General features: G+C 64.8%; 17 protein-coding genes and 2 tRNA genes. 10 read left to right on the forward strand and 9 right to left on the reverse strand.

Annotation, left to right across the window (positions count from 1 at the left end; translation table 11 throughout):
• Nucleotides 1–12: 12 nt before the first annotated feature.
• Nucleotides 13–89, reverse strand: a tRNA-Arg gene (locus tag AC07P1_RS22150).
• 147 nt (nucleotides 90–236) lie between these two features.
• On the opposite strand from AC07P1_RS22150, the gene AC07P1_RS22155 reads away from it, so the two are divergent.
• Nucleotides 237–698, forward strand: coding sequence for a cache domain-containing protein (locus tag AC07P1_RS22155; RefSeq protein ID WP_494697866.1), 462 nt, complete (start codon nucleotides 237–239; stop codon nucleotides 696–698).
• A gap of 71 nt (nucleotides 699–769) precedes the next feature.
• Here the strand turns inward: AC07P1_RS22155 and AC07P1_RS22160 are convergent.
• Nucleotides 770–846, reverse strand: a tRNA-Arg gene (locus AC07P1_RS22160).
• A gap of 187 nt (nucleotides 847–1,033) precedes the next feature.
• Complete coding sequence (locus AC07P1_RS22165) at nucleotides 1,034–1,264, reverse strand: hypothetical protein (protein WP_494697867.1); 231 nt, start codon at nucleotides 1,262–1,264, stop codon at nucleotides 1,034–1,036.
• Between the two features lie 322 nt (nucleotides 1,265–1,586).
• On the opposite strand from AC07P1_RS22165, the gene AC07P1_RS22170 reads away from it, so the two are divergent.
• From AC07P1_RS22170 to AC07P1_RS22180, 3 genes are all read left to right on the forward strand, one after another.
• Entirely contained in the window at nucleotides 1,587–2,423 is an 837-nt protein-coding gene (locus tag AC07P1_RS22170) for a response regulator (protein WP_494697868.1), read from the forward strand.
• Nucleotides 2,424–2,586: 163 nt separating this feature from the next.
• The gene (locus AC07P1_RS22175) at nucleotides 2,587–4,788 is read left to right on the forward strand and encodes a PAS domain-containing hybrid sensor histidine kinase/response regulator (protein ID WP_494697869.1); all 2,202 of its coding nucleotides are present in this window, start codon (nucleotides 2,587–2,589) and stop codon (nucleotides 4,786–4,788) included.
• A 291-nt stretch (nucleotides 4,789–5,079) separates the two neighbouring features.
• Nucleotides 5,080–6,057, forward strand: a complete 978-nt coding sequence (locus tag AC07P1_RS22180; protein WP_090321331.1) for a diguanylate cyclase domain-containing protein — start codon at nucleotides 5,080–5,082, stop codon at nucleotides 6,055–6,057.
• An 83-nt stretch (nucleotides 6,058–6,140) separates the two neighbouring features.
• Here AC07P1_RS22180 and AC07P1_RS22185 read toward each other — a convergent pair whose 3' ends face one another.
• Nucleotides 6,141–6,557 carry a hypothetical protein gene (locus AC07P1_RS22185; protein WP_494697870.1) on the reverse strand — a complete coding sequence of 139 codons (417 nt, stop codon included), beginning with the start codon at nucleotides 6,555–6,557 and terminating at the stop codon, nucleotides 6,141–6,143.
• A gap of 202 nt (nucleotides 6,558–6,759) precedes the next feature.
• Between AC07P1_RS22185 and AC07P1_RS22190 the strand changes: the two genes are divergently transcribed.
• Nucleotides 6,760–8,400, forward strand: coding sequence for a response regulator (locus AC07P1_RS22190; protein ID WP_494697871.1), 1,641 nt, complete (start codon nucleotides 6,760–6,762; stop codon nucleotides 8,398–8,400).
• Nucleotides 8,401–8,558: 158 nt separating this feature from the next.
• Nucleotides 8,559–9,272: a sensor histidine kinase gene (locus AC07P1_RS22195; protein ID WP_494697872.1), complete on the forward strand. Its 714-nt coding sequence runs from the start codon at nucleotides 8,559–8,561 to the stop codon at nucleotides 9,270–9,272.
• 230 nt (nucleotides 9,273–9,502) lie between these two features.
• On the opposite strand, the gene AC07P1_RS22200 is transcribed toward AC07P1_RS22195, so the two are convergent.
• The 4 genes from AC07P1_RS22200 to AC07P1_RS22215 all read right to left on the reverse strand — a co-directional run bounded on the left by AC07P1_RS22200 (nucleotide 9,503) and on the right by AC07P1_RS22215 (nucleotide 13,621).
• Nucleotides 9,503–10,804 carry an NAD(P)/FAD-dependent oxidoreductase gene (locus AC07P1_RS22200; protein WP_494697873.1) on the reverse strand — a complete coding sequence of 434 codons (1,302 nt, stop codon included), beginning with the start codon at nucleotides 10,802–10,804 and terminating at the stop codon, nucleotides 9,503–9,505.
• A gap of 39 nt (nucleotides 10,805–10,843) precedes the next feature.
• Nucleotides 10,844–11,326 carry a hypothetical protein gene (locus tag AC07P1_RS22205; RefSeq protein WP_494697874.1) on the reverse strand — a complete coding sequence of 161 codons (483 nt, stop codon included), beginning with the start codon at nucleotides 11,324–11,326 and terminating at the stop codon, nucleotides 10,844–10,846.
• A gap of 142 nt (nucleotides 11,327–11,468) precedes the next feature.
• Nucleotides 11,469–13,025 (reverse strand): hypothetical protein, encoded by a 1,557-nt coding sequence (locus AC07P1_RS22210; RefSeq protein WP_494697875.1) that lies wholly within the window; start codon nucleotides 13,023–13,025, stop codon nucleotides 11,469–11,471.
• 104 nt (nucleotides 13,026–13,129) lie between these two features.
• A complete protein-coding gene (locus tag AC07P1_RS22215) occupies nucleotides 13,130–13,621 on the reverse strand; it encodes an Lrp/AsnC ligand binding domain-containing protein (protein WP_315212578.1) in 492 nt (163 codons plus the stop codon).
• A gap of 100 nt (nucleotides 13,622–13,721) precedes the next feature.
• Between AC07P1_RS22215 and AC07P1_RS22220 the strand changes: the two genes are divergently transcribed.
• The 4 genes from AC07P1_RS22220 (at nucleotide 13,722) to AC07P1_RS22235 (ending at nucleotide 17,802) form a co-directional block, all read left to right on the forward strand.
• Nucleotides 13,722–15,005: a D-amino acid dehydrogenase gene (locus AC07P1_RS22220; RefSeq protein WP_494697876.1), complete on the forward strand. Its 1,284-nt coding sequence runs from the start codon at nucleotides 13,722–13,724 to the stop codon at nucleotides 15,003–15,005.
• A 209-nt stretch (nucleotides 15,006–15,214) separates the two neighbouring features.
• The gene (locus AC07P1_RS22225; RefSeq protein ID WP_494697877.1) at nucleotides 15,215–16,054 is read left to right on the forward strand and encodes an HDOD domain-containing protein; all 840 of its coding nucleotides are present in this window, start codon (nucleotides 15,215–15,217) and stop codon (nucleotides 16,052–16,054) included.
• A gap of 58 nt (nucleotides 16,055–16,112) precedes the next feature.
• Nucleotides 16,113–17,138, forward strand: a complete 1,026-nt coding sequence (locus AC07P1_RS22230; RefSeq protein WP_494697878.1) for a transporter — start codon at nucleotides 16,113–16,115, stop codon at nucleotides 17,136–17,138.
• Between the two features lie 10 nt (nucleotides 17,139–17,148).
• Nucleotides 17,149–17,802, forward strand: coding sequence for a Vat family streptogramin A O-acetyltransferase (locus tag AC07P1_RS22235; RefSeq protein ID WP_494697879.1), 654 nt, complete (start codon nucleotides 17,149–17,151; stop codon nucleotides 17,800–17,802).
• Here the strand turns inward: AC07P1_RS22235 and AC07P1_RS22240 are convergent.
• Nucleotides 17,750–18,274 (reverse strand): hypothetical protein, encoded by a 525-nt coding sequence (locus AC07P1_RS22240; RefSeq protein WP_494697880.1) that lies wholly within the window; start codon nucleotides 18,272–18,274, stop codon nucleotides 17,750–17,752. The genes AC07P1_RS22235 and AC07P1_RS22240 overlap by 53 nt on opposite strands.
• Nucleotides 18,275–18,509: the final 235 nt, after the last annotated feature.

Genomic DNA, 18,509 nt, shown 5'->3' on the forward strand with positions numbered 1-18,509 from the left:
CCTTACGAATTTTGGTGCGGCTGGCAGGAATCGAACCCACGACCCCTTGGTTCGTAGCCAAGTACTCTATCCAGCTGAGCTACAGCCGCGAAAGACAAGATTATAGCAGCGTTTTCCTGATTGGAGAAGCATTCCTTTTAGGAAATTCCAGTTTTGCCGCAAACCAACTATTTGTCTTTCCTTGGAACCGAGTCGCAACTATGATGAACGACCACTTTTAACCCGAGGAGACAACGATGAAACGCTTTTTGCAGATCATGGTGATGATGACGGCCTTCGCCGTGGGCAGCGCCGGGGCCGCCGACGCCGAGCGCGCCAGCGCCAAAGACGCCGTGGCGATGGTGAAGAAGGTCATCGCCGATATGAAGAAGCTGGGCAAGGAAAAGGTAATCCAGGAGATACAGGCGCAGAGCCCGCAATACCGCGACCGCGACCTCTACGTTTCGGTGGGCACTTTGGAAGGCGTCAACCTGGCGAACGGTAACAACGCCAAGATGGCCGGCAAGAACATCATCGACTTGAAAGACCTGGACGGCAAATTGATCACGCGCGAGCGCATCGAAATCGCTAAAACCAAGGGCTCGGGGTGGCAGGACTATAAATGGCCCGATCCGGTGACCAAGGCGGTACAGAAAAAATCGATGTACGTCGAACGTTACGAAGACATGACCGTCGCCTGCGGCATCTATAAAGACTGATCGCATACATCTGCCCCGCAAAGCAAAAGGGCCTGAAGATTTCTCTTCAGGCCCTTCCACTTACGAATTTTTGGTGCGGCTGGCAGGAATCGAACCCACGACCCCTTGGTTCGTAGCCAAGTACTCTATCCAGCTGAGCTACAGCCGCGTTGGCAACATTATAGAGCATTAATTTCGTTTTGCAAAGTTCGATTTTTTCTATCGTTTAGTTGGCCTGGGATGGACATCACCAAATCAACTTCTTTGCGCACCGCCATTTCACACTCCGTTGCACCTCTTTCAACCGGCGTGCCGTTCGAAAGAAGCAGCATTATAGGGACACTTTCCCGGCTTGTCTAGCCCACGCCGAATTCGGCCGCCGCCTTGGCCGACCACAACGCCTCGTTGTAGGAAGGATACGGTACGCCGTAACAATCGACCTGCCCGCCCTCCCCGACAAACTTGACCCACCAGCCCGCGTTATCGGAAACGATGCCGATATCGCCAGCCTTGCAGTGACTGGCAAGTTGCTCGTTTTGCTCCAGTACAACAATATTTACTTTACGATGACGCACGACGGTAACCATGGCAAACCTCCCTGTTTGCGGCCTCGGCCGCTATGTAGACAGTGCCGCAGTGTATCCCAAGCACCCCGCCGGATGCACCGCAACATAGACAAAAAATCCACCCTTCAGGCCTTATTCACGGCCGTGATCTCGATCATCATCAATAAAAATTTGCATTCGATTGCGCGTTGCAGCATCATTGACCTGTCTCCTCTATTCTCCTCCAAGGAAATAGATTTAGCCCGCTCCCGTAGCGGGCTTTTTTTTTACCGTGTACGATTCGATCAGCTTTGCCTTCTCATAAGAACAGATAACAGATCACTAACAGGGCCGTCCACACAGTATGAAGCAAACCGACTCCGCGCCGTCCCCCGCCATCGACTGGTCACGCACCGCCCTGGGCGCCCGCGACGGCTGGCCGCCTTGCCTGCGCTTGACGGTCGATATCCTGCTCAATTCGCCGCTGCCCATGCTGCTGATGTGGGGCCGCGAGCAAGTCATGGTCTACAACGACGCCTACGCGTCGCTGATCGGCCTGGCCAGCCTGCGCGCGCCCGGCGCCAACGTGCCGTCGATGCAGCCTGCCGCGTGGAGCTGGAACAGCGCCGCCATCGGCCAGGCCTGGGACGGCCACAGCGCCAGCTACCTCGGCCACAAACTGCCGGTGTGGCGCAACGGCGGCGTCGTCCAGCTCGCGCTGGACCTGTATTACACCCCGATCCGCGACGACGGCGACAACGTGGCCGGCATCCTGTGCGCGCTGTCGCCGTCGCAGGCGATGCAGGGAACGGCCGCCGTCGCCGACACCCGCCCGCTGCGCCTGCTGGTGGTCGAGGACAACGCCGACGCCCGCTACCTGGTGTGCGAGACGCTGCGCGCGCTCGGCCACGAGGTCCATCCGGCCGCCTCCGGCGAGGAGGCGCTGCCGGAATTGTCGCGTCAATCGTTCGACATCCTGTTCACCGACGTCAGCCTGCCCGGCATGTCCGGGGTCGACCTGGCGCGCCGGGCGCTGCAGCTGGCGCCCGGCCTGGAACTGATGTTCGCCTCCGGCTACGGCGACGAGCTGACCCGCCATCTGGAGTTTCCGGCAAGATCGTTGCAGAAACCATACGACATCGAACAACTGCAGAGCGCACTCGACCAAATCGCCAGGCGCCTGCGCGGAACCGCCCCGTGATAGCGCCACAACGGCCCCCCGCCCGGGGGCGATAGCGTCAACCGTGCGGTGCCGGCGTTAGCAAAGCGTTACAATGAAGACACCGTAAACCGTCAAGCGTTAGCCTGGCGACCCTGCGGCCGCCATCCGGCGGCACAGGCATCGCGGCAGCCTGAAGCGACACATGATTCTTCCCAACGAGCCCAACGACGTCCTACCCTCCGCCTCGCTGGCGGACGACGCCATGCTCGCCACCGCCCCCAGCGCCCACGAGGAGTTACTGAGCGCGCGGGAGGCGCTGCGCCAAAGCCAGCTCGAGTTGCGCGCGCTGGCCAATTCCATGCCGCAGCTGGCCTGGATCGCCGAGCAGGACGGCACCATGATCTGGTACAACCAACGCTGGTACGACTACACCGGCACCTCGCCCGAGCAGATGGCCGCAGGCGCCTGGCGCGACGTCTACGCCCCCGAGTGCCTGGACCCGATGGCCCAGCTGTGGGAGCAGTGCCGCGCCAGCGGCGCGCCGTTCGAGCTCGAAGTGCCCATCCGCAGCGCCGACGGCGAGTTCCGCTGGTTCCTCACGCGCGCCAACCCGGTGCGCGGCAGCAATGGCCTGATCCTGCGCTGGTTCGGCACCTGCACCGACGTCGACCAGGTCAAGCGCGCGCAGGAAGCGCTGCGCGATGAAACCGCCGTGCTCGAACTGGTCAACCGCACCGGCACCGCGCTGGCCTCCACCCGCGACCTCCATCCGCTGCTGCAGGAACTGACCGACGCCGCCACCAGCATCAGCGGCGCGCGCTTCGGCGCCTTCTTCCATCAAGGCCTGGACGGCGACGGCGCGGCGGCCCTGCTGCACACGCTGTCGCGCGGCGCGCCGGCCGGCTTCGCCAGCTTCGGCGAACCGCGCGCCGCCGCCCTGCTGGGGCCGAACGCGGGCGGCAAGGCCCCGGTGCGCTGCGACGACCTGCCAGCGGCGGCGCGCCAGACGGCGCCCGGCCAGCCGCCGGTGCGCAGCTACCTGGCCGTGCCGGTGGCGCTGAGCTCGGGCACGGTGATCGGCTGCCTGTGTTTCGGCCACCCGGAGCCGGACATGTTTTCCGAACGCACCGAGCGCATCATCGGCGGCGTCGCCGCCCAGGCCGCCATCGCGATCGACAACGCCCGCCTCTACCAGGCCACCCAGCAGGCGGCCGAGGAACGCAAGGTGCTGCTCGACAGCGAGCGCCAGGCGCGCGCCGAGGCCGAGCGCACCAGCCAGATGAAGGATGAATTCCTGGCCACCCTGTCGCACGAGCTGCGCACGCCGCTGACGGCCATCCTGGGCTGGGCCCAGGTGTTGCGGCGGGGCAGCCGCGACCAGGCCGACCTGCACCGCGGCCTGCAGACCATCGAGCGCAACGCGCGCGCGCAGGCGCAGCTGATCGAGGATTTGCTCGACATGAGCAGCATCGCCTCGGGCAAGGTGCAGCTCGAAATGCTGTCGCTGTCGCCGTCGGCCATCGCCGCCGCCGCCATCGAGACGGTGCGCCCGGCCGCCCAGGCCAAGCACATCCGCCTGCACACCGAGTTCGAGGCGCTGGCCGGCACGGTCGCCGGCGACGCCAACCGCTTGCAGCAAATCATCTGGAACCTGCTCACCAACGCCATCAAGTTCACCCCGCACGGCGGCATGGTGACGGTCGGCGTGCGGCGCGAGGGCGACCAGGTCGCCATTTTCGTGCGCGACACCGGCATCGGCATCGCGCCGGGCTTCATCGCCCATGTGTTCGAGCGCTTCCGCCAGGCCGACGCCACCACCACCCGCCAGCACGGCGGACTGGGGCTGGGGCTGTCGATCGTCAAGCATCTGGTCGAACAGCATGGCGGCACCGTCAGCGCCGAGAGCGCCGGCGAGGGCCTGGGCGCCTGCTTCACGGTACGGCTGCCGCGCCGCACCGGCCAAAACGAGGCGGTGGCCGGCGCCGACGGCCTGCCTTCTGCTGCAACGCATGATTTATCCGGTTTGCAAGTGTTGGTTGTTGACGACGAAGACGACGCACGGGAGTTGATCAAACGCATACTTAATGACTGCAACGCCGACGTGCTGACCGCCGCCACCGCCACCGAGGCGCTCAGTTTGCTGCAGCACGCGCGGCCCGACCTGATGGTCAGCGACCTGGGCATGCCGGAGGTCGACGGCTACGGCCTGCTCGACCGCATCCGCGCGCTCGGCCCGGCGCACGGCGGCGACCTGCCGGCCATCGCGCTGACCGCGTTCGCGCGCTCGGAGGACCGGGTGCGCGCCCTGTCGAGCGGCTTCATGGCCCACATCTCCAAGCCCGTCGAACCAAGTGAGCTGATCTCAAAAGTGGCGGCCATGGGCGCCGCGCACCGCCACGCGTGATATCCTCTGGTCAACAGGGGAACAGCGGCGATGGCCTGCGATAAACACACGTAATCATTATTGCCACACAGTACATATCCCCTCCTACTTTGAGACGCGGCACTGTCCTACAAGCAATTCGCTGGAGGCTTGTTACACTACAAAAATTCGCGGGAAAAGGGTACAATTATTTCCATGCGGCAATAAGTTACAGATGTGTGCGCCGCAGCACAGCGGTTTGCTATATTATCGATTTATTATGGGCGTTTTCCCGGCCATTCCGGCCGTTTTAAGAGACAGACAGAGACAAATATGCCGAGCCGAGACGAAATTCTGCACGCCAAGATCCTGGTGGTGGATGACAGTGCCGACAACGTCGACCTGATGCTGGAGATCCTGCGCGAAGCCGGTTATACCAATGTCGCGTCGACGATGCTGCCAGAACAGGTGTGCCCGATGCACCGCCAGCAGTGCTACGACTTGATTTTGCTCGATCTGCAAATGCCGGGACTCAATGGTTTCCAGGTCATGAAGGGCCTCAAGGAAATCGAACAAGGCGGCTACCTGCCGGTGCTGGCCCTGACCGCCCAACCGAGTTTCAAGATCGCCGCGCTGGAAGCGGGCGCGCGCGACTTCATCAGCAAACCGTTCGACCTGCTCGAGGTGCACAAGCGCATCCATAACATGCTGGAGGTGCGCCTGCTCTACAAGGAACTGGCGCAATACAGCCGCCAGCAGCAGGAGCTGGCGCTGCACGATCCGCTGACCGGGCTGCCGAACCGCCGCCTGCTCGAGGACCGCATCGCCACCGTGCTGCAACACGCGACGCGCCAGCAGAACAAGGCGGCCGTCATGTATCTGGACCTCGACGGTTTCAAGGCCATCAACGACACCCACGGCCACGCCACCGGCGACGACATCCTCAAGATGGTGGCGCAGCGCCTGGTCGGCTGCGCCCGCAAGGAAGACACCGTGGCCCGCGTCGGCGGCGACGAGTTCGTCATCGTAATGGGCAATATCGCGCACCTGGGCGACACCCAAGAGCCGGCGAGCAAGCTGATCGAGGCGGTCTCCGAACCCTACCTCATCAACGGCCTGACCCTGCAGCTGTCGACCAGCATCGGCATCGGCATCTTCCCGGACGACGCCGACGCGGTCGCCTCGGTGATCGCCATGGCCGACGCCGCGCTGTACGAGGCCAAGCGCTCGGGCAAGAACCGCAGCTGCACCGCGCAGACCCTGCGCAACCAGCCCACGCGGCAACACGTCAGGTCGCCGGCGCCGGCCTGAAAGCCGCGCGGGAAAAAAAAGGGCGGGTGATATACCCGCCCTTCTTCTTTGCACAGGACAAACCCGCGCGGGTTCGGCGCCGTTTAATGCGCGGCAGCCTTTTGCTTGGCGCCTTTGTTGCTCTCTTCGACCTTGCCGGCGTTCTGATGGTCGGCTTTGGCGTTGACCATGTCCGGAGCGACCTCGATGCGCGTGATGCCCGAATCGACCGACACCGGATCGCTGGCCGGGAACGTCATCTCGATGCCGCCATCGAGCAGCGTTTCCTTGGCCAGCTCTTCCGGCGTTTCCTGCTCGTGATCGGCCAGGGTGGCGATGGCTTGCGCCCACTTGACGAACTCCAGCTTGGACAGGTCGCGCACGCTGTGCACGTCGAAGGCCTGGGCCAGCGCCTTGGCGTCCTTGGGGCTGATGCCGCGCAGCGCGCTCACCGGCGCTTCGGCCAAGGCCCGGAAACTCAGCCCTACATATTCCTTGTCGACGATGGTATCGATATTCATGATGTTTTCCTTTAGTGGGGGTTACAACCGCACTGTGACAGCCGCGCCACAACGGGTCTGTGCGGAATCAAACATTGGCGTCGCCACGCGCAAGGACCGGTTCGATTGCCGGTTGAGGTTTTGACATTCATATAGGCAATTGCTATGATCCCCAGGTGCTTCTCTGGCTGCCTTTACGCCGCGAAGATTTCGCAGTATCAGCATGAGCAGAGACCCCGTGCCTAAAATAGAAAAACCAAAGATCCTGGTCGTCAATGACGACGCGAACAGCTTGTTCGCGTTGACTAGTTTGCTTGCCCAGTGGGCCGAGCAGGAATCCTATGAGGTGCTGGCCGCGCGTTCCGGACAGGAGGCGCTGCGGCAGGTCCTGATGCACGATTTCGCCGTCATTCTGCTCGACGTCAACATGCCCGGCATGGACGGCTTCGAGACGGCCGAGGCGATCCACCAGCGCGCGCGCTCGGCCGACATCCCGATCATCTTCATCACCGCCTTCCTCGCCGACGAGCTCGACCGTTTGAAGGCCTACCAGCGCGGCGCCGTCGACTTCCTGTTCACGCCGGTGATTCCGCAGATCCTGTACGCCAAGATCGCCGTTTTCGTCGCGCTGGCGGTCAAGAACGAGGAATTGAAGAAGCAGGCGCGCCAGCTGAGCCAGCGCACCACCGAACTGACCGCCACCAATAAACGGCTGACGCGCGAGATCGAGGACCGCCAGGTGGCCGAGCGGCAAAACCACGCCAAGGACGAGTTCCTGGCGATGCTGGGCCACGAGCTGCGCAATCCGCTCAGCGCCATCAGCAGCGCCGCCTCGCTGATCGGCCTGCCGGGCGTGTCCACCGACGGCGTACAGCGCGCCAAGAAAATCATCCAGCGCCAGAGCCAGCACCTGGGCCGCATCGTCGACGATCTGCTCGACCTGTCGCGCGCCATGTCCGGCAAGATCCTGCTCAACCGCGCGCCGCTGGACCTGTCGGCGCTGGTCGCGCACACGCTCGAAACCTTCCGCGCCACCGGCCGCAGCGGCGACTACCAGCTGATCCAGGACCTCGACCCCGGCTGGATCGACGGCGACCCGACGCGGCTCGAGCAGATCGCCAGCAACCTGATCGACAACGCCCTGAAATACACGCCGCCCGGCGGCCGCATCGAAGTGCGCACCTGGACCGAGAACGACGACGTCGTGCTCAGCGTGCGCGACACCGGCGTCGGCATCTCGGCCGACCTGTTGCCGCATGTGTTCGACGTCTTCGTCCAGGGCTCGAGCACCCTGGACCGCGCGCAGGGCGGCCTGGGCATCGGCCTGTCGCTGGTGCGCCGCCTGACCGAACTGCACGGCGGCAGCATCGAGGCGGAAAGCAAGGGCCCGGGCGGCGGCAGCACCTTCACGCTCAGGATGCCGCGCATCGAGCACCAGGCCGCCCCCGCGCCGGCCCCGGCGCCGACCGCGCAGGAACGCGGGCGAAGCAAGCCAAGCGTGCTGCTGATCGAGGACAACGAGGACGGCCGCGAAATGATGGCCATGATGCTCAGCTGCTACGGCTACGAGGTGCAGTACGCCGAGGACGGCCTGCGCGGGCTGGAGGCGGCGGCGCGCTTCCGGCCGGACCTGGCGCTGGTCGACATCGGCCTGCCCGGCATCGACGGCTACGAGGTGGCGCGCCGGCTGCGCGCCGACCCGGCCACGCGCGACATCAAGCTGATCGCGCTGACCGGCTACGGCCTGGCCGAGGACCTGCGGCGGGTGCTCGACGCCGGCTTCGACCGCCATCTGGTCAAGCCGGTCGATATCGACCACTTGATGGAAGTGATCGGCAGCTGCACCGAATTGCCGGTCAAATAAGCCGTCGAATAATCGGCGAAAAAAGCGCCGTGGCCGCCCGCGCCACGGTGCGCCATGCTTTGCGAAGCTCGGGTATCATCCGAACACGATAAGTCTGCCGGAAAAAAAGCGGTTACCCACCGCAACTCCGGTCCGCTAACATCACTTCAGAGAAAACCATGTCCTTACCGGCTCCACAAGAACATCAGGACGCGCTGCGCAGCGCGGATTTGAGCGAACTGCTCGGCCACGTACATACGTGTTGGGATAACGAAAGGCGCTCGCTGTCGCGCCAGCTGCACGACAGCCTGGGCTCGTCGCTGACGGCGCTGACCATGCATCTGGGCCTGCTGATGCAGAAGATGCCGCAGGAGCCGGCGCTGCAGGACCGCGCCGCGCACATGAAGCAGCTGCTGATGCAGATCGTCGAGACCAACCGCCAGATGCAGCTCAAACTATGGAACGACAAGCTGGAGTTCCTCGGCGTGCGCGTGGCCCTCGGCGAGCTGGTCGAGCAGTTCGGCGAGCAGCAAAAGATCACCGCCCGCTGCAGCCTGCCGGACGACGAGCTCGACTGCCCGCGCAGCCACGGCATCGTGCTGCTGCACACCCTGGAAGAGGCGCTGCGCAACATCGCCACCCACGCCAAGGCGACCGAGGTGGACGTGATTGTCGACGACAACGAGGACGAGGTGATGTTGACTGTCAAGGACAACGGCGTGGGCCTGGGCGGTCCGACGTCGACCGCGCCGGGCCAGGTCGGCGGCAAGTACGGCCTGCGCATGGCGCGCGAGCGCGCCGCCTACCTGGGCGGCACCTTGACCCTGGCGGGAGGCGCCGACGGCGGCGTCGCGTTGACGATGATTTTGCCCAAGCCCGTCAACGCGCTGTAAGGCGTGGGCCGGCGCATGTGCGGCGGCCAGTAAACCAACCAACGTCTAAACCACGTAGGGCGGATTAGCGTAGCGTAATCCGCCATGCATGCGCCGTCGGCGGCCCGTGGATGGCGGATTACGGCGTTCCGCCTAATCCGCCCTACGTGTCTGCGGGGTGACATGAACGATGCCATCCCCCGGCGCGGCCGGTATGCCATCACCGGCGAGGTCCGCCAGCCGATCCCGGCTCAATGCAACTTGACCAGCGGCGTGCTGCGCTTGATCAGGAAGCGCGCCAGCGCCAGCACCCCGGTGCGTATCGTCCCCAGCACCGCCTGGTGGTGCATCAGATGCAAACTGGTGTACATCAACCGCGCGACAAAGCCGTCGACAAACCAGCTCAGTCCCTTCAGCGATCCCATCAAGCTCCCCACCGACGTGGTCTGCCCGAACGACACCAGCGACCCGTAGTCGCGGTACACATACGGCTTGCCCTGCGGCGGCTTGCCCTTCTGCTGGCGCAGGAAGGCGGTCAGCAGATAATCCGCCTGCTGGTGCGCGGCCTGCGCGCGCGGCGGCACCAGCTTGCCGTCCGGCCCGGCGCACGCGGCGCAATCGCCCAGCGCGTAAATATAATCGAAGCCCTTGACGGCCAAATCAGGACCGACATCGATCTGCCCCGATTTCACCGTCGGCAACCCCAGCTCCCTGAGGAAATCGGGCGCCTTGATACCGGCCGCCCACACCACGATCTGCGCCGGATAGCAAACATCCCCGGCGCTGACCTGCGTGGCCGAAATCGCCGTCACCCGGGTATTGGTGACCACGGTGACCGCGCGCTGATGCAGCAGTTCCAGCGCGGCCGTCGACACCTTCTCCGGCAGCGGCGCCAGGATGCGCGGCGCGCCCTCGATCAAGGTGATGCGCACGTCGCGCTCGGCCTGCAATTGGCGGAAGCCGTAGGCCGCGTACACGCCGCTGGCCTCGCGCAATTCCGCCGCCAGCTCGACGCCGGTGGCGCCGCCGCCGATGATGACGACATCGATGCCGGCATCGGGCTGCGCGCTCTTTTTCAGCGACGCCAGGGTCAATAGCTTGAGCAGCGTGAGGCGGAAACGCTCGGCGTCCTCCGTCGCGTTGAGGGAAATGGTATGTTCGGCGGCGCCCGGCACGCCGAAATAGTTGGAGGTGCTGCCGACCGCCAGCACCAGCGAGTCGAAGCGGATCTGCCGCTCGGGCAGGATCAACTCGTTCGACGGCTCGGCGCCGCGTATCTCGCCGACCGTCACCAGCCGCTGCGCGGCGTCGAGCGCCACCATCGGACCATAGGCAAACGTAAAGCCATTGTCGTGCGCCAGCATCTGGTAGGACAAGCCTTCCTGATGCACGTCCAGGGTGCCGGCCGCCACCTCGTGCAGCGACGGCTTCCAGATATGGTAGAGCCGGCTATCGACCAGCATCACCGCTTCCGGGCCCAGCTTGCGCCCCAGTTTGCAGGCGAGTTCAAGCCCGCCCGCGCCGCCGCCTACAATGACTATTTTGCTGTGCAAATGCTTCTCCTGTGGCGGCGGCCCGCACCGCGTTATGTTTTAACGGTCGCGACCGTTTCCGTTGCCATGGCCATTGCCATGGCCCTTGTGGTCTTTGTCCTTGTGCTTGTTCTTGCCGTGATCGTCGTCGCGGCGGTCATCACGCCGGTCGTCCCGGCGGTCGTCGTGGCGGTCACCACCATGGCGGCTGCGGTACACCGGCGCATATTGATTGTTATACCAGCTATCTTGAACAAAATACACAGGCTGGCCGCAGGCGTTGTACGCGCGGCAGTGCTTGGACCACTTCTTGGCGTGGCCCGGCGGTACGCGCAGGTAGATCGGCGCGCGCTCGACATAGTGCGTCGGACGCTGAATAATCAGCGGTTCGCGGTAAATGACTTGCGGCTGCGGATAGTCACCGATGTCGATGCGGCCGTAAAATCCCGGCTGGCCGATGCTGACCGAGACGTTGGTGCTGCCGGCGAAGGCGCTCGCGGCGGACAAAGCCAGCAAGCTGGCCGCAATGAGTTTGGCTTTCATGATGTGCCCCATATTGTTGTTTATTGTTGAGCGAAGTTGCTCAGGGAACATAATAACAAGTCTGGAGCACTACTTCCGTTCGCCAGCGTACATACTCTTTTGCAAGTTTGCCGTAGAGGCAACGACCGCGACCGGCGCCGGGTCAGCGCAGCTCGGCGTCCAGCTGGCGGATCGCCGTCTGCGCCTGCGTGATGACGCGGTCGGCGATGCGCTGGCGCATGCCGGGCACGCGCGCGGCGGCCTCCGCCTCCAGCAACAGCGGCGTCAGCAATTGCAGCGCCGACTCGTGGAAACCCTGCGCGACCAGGTTCAGCTGGTCGTTGAACGATTGTTCGGCCGCCTGCAACTGCTTGCGCAACTCCTGCTCGAACGCGGCGCGCTTGTCGCGGATCTCGGTGCGCTTGCGCTTGCCGCCATCGGTGAACCATTTGAAGGCGCCCGCCAGCAGCACCGCGCCGCCGACGAACGGCGCCGCCGGCGCCACCACCGGCAGCACCACCGCCGCGCCGATCAGATAGGCGGCCGTGCCGGTGCCGGCCGCGACCACCGCCCCGCTCATCAAGGTGACGTTGGCCGCCGTGTCGACCTTGTTGACCAGGCGCGTACCGATGCGCAGGCGCGGCATCAGCTTGGCCAGGGTCGAATGGTGCTGCCGCTGGAACACCGACGACTGGTTGAGCCGCATCGCCGACTGGAACAGGCGCAAATCCTCCTGCATCAAGTGCAGCGACTGCTCCTTGCGGCGCACGATGCGGTCCAGGCGCCGCTCCATCTCCTGCCCGAACTGCTGGCGCCCGATGCTGGCCCAGACCTCCTCCTCTTTCCACTGATCCGTGTTGAGGCGGTCGCCGATCGCCAGCTCGATGGCGTTGCCGGCGTCGTGCACGGCGTCGTCGATCTCCTCGGCCAGCAGGCGGCGCTCATGGGCGATGCGCTGGTCGACCAGGGTCAGCCGTTGCAGCACCTGGTTCTTCAGGTCGTTGGCGGCGCTCACCAGGGTGGCGGCCGTGGCCTCGCCCATCGACAGCAGGCGGGCCTGGTCCAGGTAGGCGCTGATGTCGCTGGTGATCGACGCGGTGGTGCTGCTCACCAATTGCCTCAACTGTCCGTGGTCGATGTCGCCGGACTGGAAATTGCGCGCGTGCTCGACCAGTTCCGGCTGGCCGGCGTTGCGGCCGAACTCGGCGACGGTGTCGGCCAGCGAACGGCCGCGCACCAGGCGCCGCGCCTGCTCGCCGAGGTTGGCGAGGATGCCGCGCTGCTCGGTGGCCGGCAACTTTTGCAGGTCGTCCGGCGACAGGCGCACCGACAGCGCCTTGGCCAGCCGCTGCGCCAGCAGGCGGGCGTCGCCGCCGTGCAGGGCCAGCAGCGGGATGGTCATGCCGAGCGCGTTCTCGCGCGCGGCCTGGTCGATGCCGGCGCAGCTGCGCGCCAGCGCGTTGAGGGCCCAGTCGACGTCGATGCCCGATTCGATGGCGTTGAGCACCAGCGCGGTGAACACGGCCGAGGATTTGCCGTCGCCGGCGATGTCGGTGACGGCGGCGAACTGCGCCAGGGTAAGGCTGCCTTCGTTGCCGGCGATGGCGCCGACCGCGCGCGCGTATGCCGAGCTGAAGCTTTGGTCCGACGACAGATGCTCGTCCAGCGAGCGGACGGTCACGACGTGGGCGGTCGGTGGAGTACCGTGGTGACTATTCACACTTGCTCCGATTCATAAAATTACCTGGCTGCGATTTTAACTGAAGCGCGGCATGGATGCTGTTCACGTAGGGCGGATTAGCGGGCGAGGCCCGCCAATCCGTCCTACGCGGCCCCGGTAGCGAGGAACAGGGTTTCCTTGATCTCCTCCATCACCACATAGCTCTTCGACTGCGCCGCGCCGGGCAGGCTGAGCAGCATGTCGCCCAGCAGCTTGCGGTATTCGGCCATCTCGTGGATGCGCGCCTTGATCAGGTAATCGAAGTCGCCCGACACCAGGTGGCACTCCTGCACCTCCGGGATACGCAGCACCTCGCGCCGGAACTGCTCGAACACCGGGCCGGACTTCTGGTTCAGGGTGATCTCGACGAACACCAGCAGCTTGGCGCCCAGCGCCGGCGGATCGATGCGCGCGTGGTAGCCGGTGATGACGCCGTCGCGCTCCATGCGCTTGACGCGCTCGATGGCCGGCGTGATCGACAGGCCCACCTGCTCGCTCAAGTCCTTCATCGAGATGCGGCCGTCGCTTTGCAGGATGTGCAGGATCTTGCGGTCGAGCTTGTCCAATGCGCGGACCGATTCTTTCTGAATTCGCATGATATTCCACTAAATAATTGGTTTTATACAGTAACAAATGCTGACGATACAAGAATACCATAGTGGAATATCTGGTTATCTATAAATAATAGGGGTTCGCATGCGCGTTGTCATTCTTGGTAGCGGTGTTATCGGCGTCACGAGCGCCTATTATCTGGCCCAGGCCGGCCACGACGTGACCGTGCTGGACCGTCAACCCGGCCCCGCGCTGGAAACCAGTTTCGCCAACGCCGGCCAGATTTCGCCCGGCTACGCGTCGCCGTGGGCCGCCCCCGGCATCCCCCTCAAGGCCATGAAATGGATGCTGCAACGCCACGCGCCGCTGTCGATCACGCCCGACGGCTCCCTGTTCCAGCTGCAATGGATGTGGCAGATGCTGCAGAACTGCACCACCGAGCGCTACGCGGTCAACAAGGAACGCATGGTGCGCCTGGCCGAGTACAGCCGCGACTGCTTCAAGACCCTGCGCGCGGCCACCGGCATCGAATACGAAGGCCGCCAGCAAGGCACGACGCAGCTGTTCCGCACCCAGAAGCAGCTCGACGACGCCGCCAAGGACATCGCCGTGCTCGAGGACACCGGCGTGGCCTATGAACTGCTGAGCCGCGAACAACTGGCCGGCGCCGAGCCGGGCCTGGACCAGAACAAGCTGGTCGGCGGCCTGCGCCTGCCCAACGACGAGACCGGCGACTGCCAGCTGTTCACCACCGGCTTGACGGCGATGGCCGAAAAGCTGGGCGTCAAGTTCCGCTACGGCGTCGATATCACCGGGCTGATCACTTCGGGCGACGACATCAAGGGCGTGCGCTGCGGCGCCGAAGTGGTGACCGCCGACTCGTACGTGGTCGCGCTCGGTTCGTATTCGACCAGCCTGCTCAAGAACCTGGTCAGCATCCCGGTCTATCCGCTCAAGGGCTATTCGATCACGGTGCCGATCGTGAACGCGGCCGCCGCGCCGGTCTCGACCATCCTCGACGAGACCTACAAGATCGCCGTGACGCGCTTCGACGACCGCATCCGCGTCGGTGGCATGGCCGAGATCGCCGGCTTCGACACGCGCCTCAATCCGCGCCGCCGCGAGACCCTGGAGATGGTGGTCAACGACCTGTTCCCGGGCGCCGGCGACACGGCCTCGGCCAGCTTCTGGACCGGCTTGCGGCCGATGACGCCGGACGGCACGCCCATCGTCGGCCGCACCGCGCTGCGCAACCTGTTCATCAACACCGGCCACGGCACACTGGGCTGGACCATGTCGTGCGGATCGGCGCAGCTGCTGTCCGATATCATTTCGGCACGCCGTCCGGCGATTCTGGCCGATGATTTGTCGGTGGCCCGGTACAGCGGCGCCGCGGCCCCGCGCCAGCCGCAGTTGGCGAGCGCTTAACGCGGGCCTTGCCCTCTTTGCAGGCGCCGCCGGCGGCGCTTGCATGGCCGATTACGCGCTGCGCGCCAATCCGCCCTACGTGATTCCGTTGTTACGCGGACCACGTATCTATTCGCCACTGTCGCATCCCCGCCTCTATCGCACCCGGAACCCACAACATCGTCATCATGGCGTTGAGAATGGGCCGTAGCGTGCGTATAATTTTAATCATGAACAAACTTGAAGCATTCGGCCATATCGCGGCCCTGGCCATCCGTGGCGAACTGGTGTTCCCCACCAGCGTAAACGCGGCGCTCCGCGTTCAATTGGCATTGGACGATCCTGAATGCCCGGTCGATAAGGCGATCGGCCTGGTACTGGCCGAACCGCTGCTGGCGGCGCGCACCGTCGCCATCGCCAACTCGGCGATGTTCAACCGCTCCGGCGCGCCCGTGATTACCAACGTTCGCGGCGCGATCATGCGGATCGGTTACCAAAACCTGTTCGCGCTGGCCGCCGCCATGGTGGTGCGCCAGTTCGGCAGCAAGATCACCGACCCCAAACTGCGCGCCAAGGCCGAGGCGCTGTGGGACCACACCATCGCCGTCTCCGCGCTGGCGCGCCTGATCGCGCGCCACGTCACCGGCGTCAACGAGGACACCGCGCTGTTCGCCGGCATCGTCCACGAGGTGGGCGGCTTCTACCTGCTGTCGCGCGCCGACGAGTTCCCCGGCCTGCTCGAAGAAGACCCGGAGAACTGGCACTCGGCCAGCGAGGAAATCATCACCCGCGAAGTGATGCGCAAGCTGTGCATCCCCGAGCCGGTGGCCGACGCCATCGAAGGCCTGCGCGACAGCTTCATGTCGATCCCGCCGGACTCGCTGCTCGACACGCTGCTGCTGGCCAACCACCTGACGCCGGTGCGCTCGCCGCTGCAAGAGCCGCAGCGCGAGCTGCCGCCGCACTCCGACTCGGCGATCGACCTGTTCATCGACGCCGACAAGCTGGCCGAGATGCTGAAGGAAGCGGCCAACGACGCCGCCGAAATGAACGCCGCGCTGCTGGTCTGAACGCAACCGGGCCGGCGTGTCGCGGTCGCGCGCCCGGCCCTCCCCATGGAGATGATGCATGCAGACTGCCCCCCTGTCCTACGGGTCGGACCAATCCGGCCTGGTCTGCGGCTACGTATTCGGCCGCGAGGCCGACGGCACGGGCCGGCCGCTGGACACCGAAGAAGCGCGCGTATGGTTGAAGAACCGCGCCCACCATCCTACCGAATTCATCTGGCTGCACTACAACCTGGCCAACACCGCCAGCGAGAAATGGCTGCACGAGCACACCGCGCTGCCCGAGGAATTCTACGAGAGCCTGCATGAGGGCCCGCGCTCGACCCGCATCGAACTGGCCGACAACACCCTGATCGCCGTCGTCAACGACGTGCTGCACGACTTCACGTTCGAACCGTCCGACATATCGACCCTGTGGCTGAGCGTCGACAAGCAGGTCGTCATCAGCGCGCGGCGCAAGCCGCTCAAGGCGGTCGACGTGCTGCGCAACGCGGTGCGCACCGGCGAGCCGATCCGTTCGTCGGTCGAGCTGCTGATCCACCTGCTGCGCGACCAGGCCGACGCCCTGATCAAGATCGTGCGCGACGCCATCGCCACCGTCGACGGTATCGAGGACAATCTGCTGGCAGGCAAGCTCAACACCAAACGCGCCAGCCTGGGCCACCTGCGGCGCGTGCTGGTGCGGCTGCAGCGCCTGCTGGCGCCGGAACCGGCCGCGCTGTTCCGGCTGCTGCAAAGGCCGCCGTCCTGGGTGGCCGAGATCGACGCCCAGGAGCTGCGCCAGTCGACCGAGGAATTCTCGATGGTGCTGGCCGACATGGCCTCGCTGCAGGAGCGCATCAAGCTGATCCAGGAAGAGATCGCCGCGCTGGTCAACGAGGGCAACAACCACAGTCTGTTCGTGCTGACGGTCGTCACGGTACTCGCGCTGCCGATCAACATCATCGCCGGCCTGTTCGGCATGAACGTCGGCGGCATCCCGCTGGCCGACGCCGCGCACGGCTTCTGGGTGGTGGTGGCGATCGTCGCCACCTTCACCGTCATCGCCGGCTTCCTGGCCTTCCGCCGCCAGCGCGACATGGGCTGAGGCACAATCCATGGAGACATTCATGCACGGTCCGTCGCCCGACAATCCGCATCCGATGGCAGGCTTTCCGCAGGTCTGCTATCTGAAGAACATCGTCACCAATCCCAACATCGTCGTCGGCGACTACACCTACTACGACGACCCCGAGGACACCGGCAATTTCGAGCGCAACGTGCTGTACCACTTCCCCTTCATCGGGGACAAGCTGGTCATCGGCAAGTTCTGCGCGCTGGCGCGCGGCGTCAAGTTCATCATGAACGGCGCCAACCACAAGCTGTCTGGCATCTCGACCTACCCGTTCCAGATCTTCGGCAACGGCTGGGAGAAGGTGATGCCGGCCGACGGCGAGCTGCCCTACAAGGGCGACACCGTGATCGGCAACGACGTCTGGATCGGCTACGACGTGCTGATCATGCCGGGCGTGACCATCGGCGATGGCGCCATCGTCTCGTCGCGAGCGATGGTGGTGGCCGACGTGCCGCCTTACACGGTGGTCGGCGGCAATCCGGCCAAGGTGATCAAGGAGCGCTTTCCGGCCGGCGTGGCGGCGGCGTTGCAAGCCATCGCATGGTGGGACTGGCCGGTCGAGCACATCACCGAACACCTGGCGCTCATCGCCGGCGGCGACGTGGCTGCGCTGGAGCGGGTGCGCCCTCGCCCCTGAGCACATGCAGGCGGCGGATGCCGAGCGCGGTGAAGACCAGCCCCAGCACCAGCGAGATCAGGTTGTCGCGGCGATGGGCGGCGCGCACGTCGTCGAAGGCGGTGACGTCCTTGCCGCCGACGGCGACGCCGAAGGTGGTATGGAAAAAGCCCGGCAGGAAACCGGGACGCGTGCTCTGGCGCGGATCGAACCTGACCGTGACCGGATAGAGCATGGTGGCGTCGCGCACGGCCGCGCGCATGCGGCCGTCGCCGTCGCCTTTTTCCAGCAGCGCGAACTGGCGCGTGTCGCCGGCCACGGTGTAGTACAGCGCGCCCCTGCTGGTATAGCTCCAGGTCACGCGGCCGGTCACGGATTCAAGGCGTTCGGCCGTGGGGAAGCGCCACTCCAGCGCGCCGTAGACCAGCATCAAGCCGATCCCGAGCAGCAGAAAAAAATAGCCGCCTCGGCGGTCCTGGTACCACTTAATCATGATGCGTCGTGATGGTTGCGATGAGCGCCATGATACATGGGTCGGTGCGAAACGAGCCGGCGGCCAGAGGGGTGCGAATCAATCAGGGATCACGTAGGGCGGATTAGGCGGAACGCCGTAATCCGCCATGCCCGCGTCAACGAGGCGCATGCAATGGCGGATTACGCTGCGCTAATCCGCCCTACGTGTCTCCGCGTCCATGGATCATGCGCGGCGGGCCGACCACCGATTTAAT

This window comes from Duganella sp. GW821-FHT07F09 (assembly GCF_059418705.1).

Coding starts and splice junctions, on each gene's coding strand:
- AC07P1_RS22155 (WP_494697866.1), top strand. CDS start 237: ATGAAACGCTTTTTGCAGATCATGGTGATGATGACGGCCTTCGCCGTG.
- AC07P1_RS22165 (WP_494697867.1), bottom strand. CDS start 1,264: ATGGTTACCGTCGTGCGTCATCGTAAAGTAAATATTGTTGTACTGGAG.
- AC07P1_RS22170 (WP_494697868.1), top strand. CDS start 1,587: ATGAAGCAAACCGACTCCGCGCCGTCCCCCGCCATCGACTGGTCACGC.
- AC07P1_RS22175 (WP_494697869.1), top strand. CDS start 2,587: ATGATTCTTCCCAACGAGCCCAACGACGTCCTACCCTCCGCCTCGCTG.
- AC07P1_RS22180 (WP_090321331.1), top strand. CDS start 5,080: ATGCCGAGCCGAGACGAAATTCTGCACGCCAAGATCCTGGTGGTGGAT.
- AC07P1_RS22185 (WP_494697870.1), bottom strand. CDS start 6,557: ATGAATATCGATACCATCGTCGACAAGGAATATGTAGGGCTGAGTTTC.
- AC07P1_RS22190 (WP_494697871.1), top strand. CDS start 6,760: ATGAGCAGAGACCCCGTGCCTAAAATAGAAAAACCAAAGATCCTGGTC.
- AC07P1_RS22195 (WP_494697872.1), top strand. CDS start 8,559: ATGTCCTTACCGGCTCCACAAGAACATCAGGACGCGCTGCGCAGCGCG.
- AC07P1_RS22205 (WP_494697874.1), bottom strand. CDS start 11,326: ATGAAAGCCAAACTCATTGCGGCCAGCTTGCTGGCTTTGTCCGCCGCG.
- AC07P1_RS22215 (WP_315212578.1), bottom strand. CDS start 13,621: ATGCGAATTCAGAAAGAATCGGTCCGCGCATTGGACAAGCTCGACCGC.
- AC07P1_RS22220 (WP_494697876.1), top strand. CDS start 13,722: ATGCGCGTTGTCATTCTTGGTAGCGGTGTTATCGGCGTCACGAGCGCC.
- AC07P1_RS22225 (WP_494697877.1), top strand. CDS start 15,215: ATGAACAAACTTGAAGCATTCGGCCATATCGCGGCCCTGGCCATCCGT.
- AC07P1_RS22230 (WP_494697878.1), top strand. CDS start 16,113: ATGCAGACTGCCCCCCTGTCCTACGGGTCGGACCAATCCGGCCTGGTC.
- AC07P1_RS22235 (WP_494697879.1), top strand. CDS start 17,149: ATGGAGACATTCATGCACGGTCCGTCGCCCGACAATCCGCATCCGATG.
- AC07P1_RS22240 (WP_494697880.1), bottom strand. CDS start 18,274: ATGATTAAGTGGTACCAGGACCGCCGAGGCGGCTATTTTTTTCTGCTG.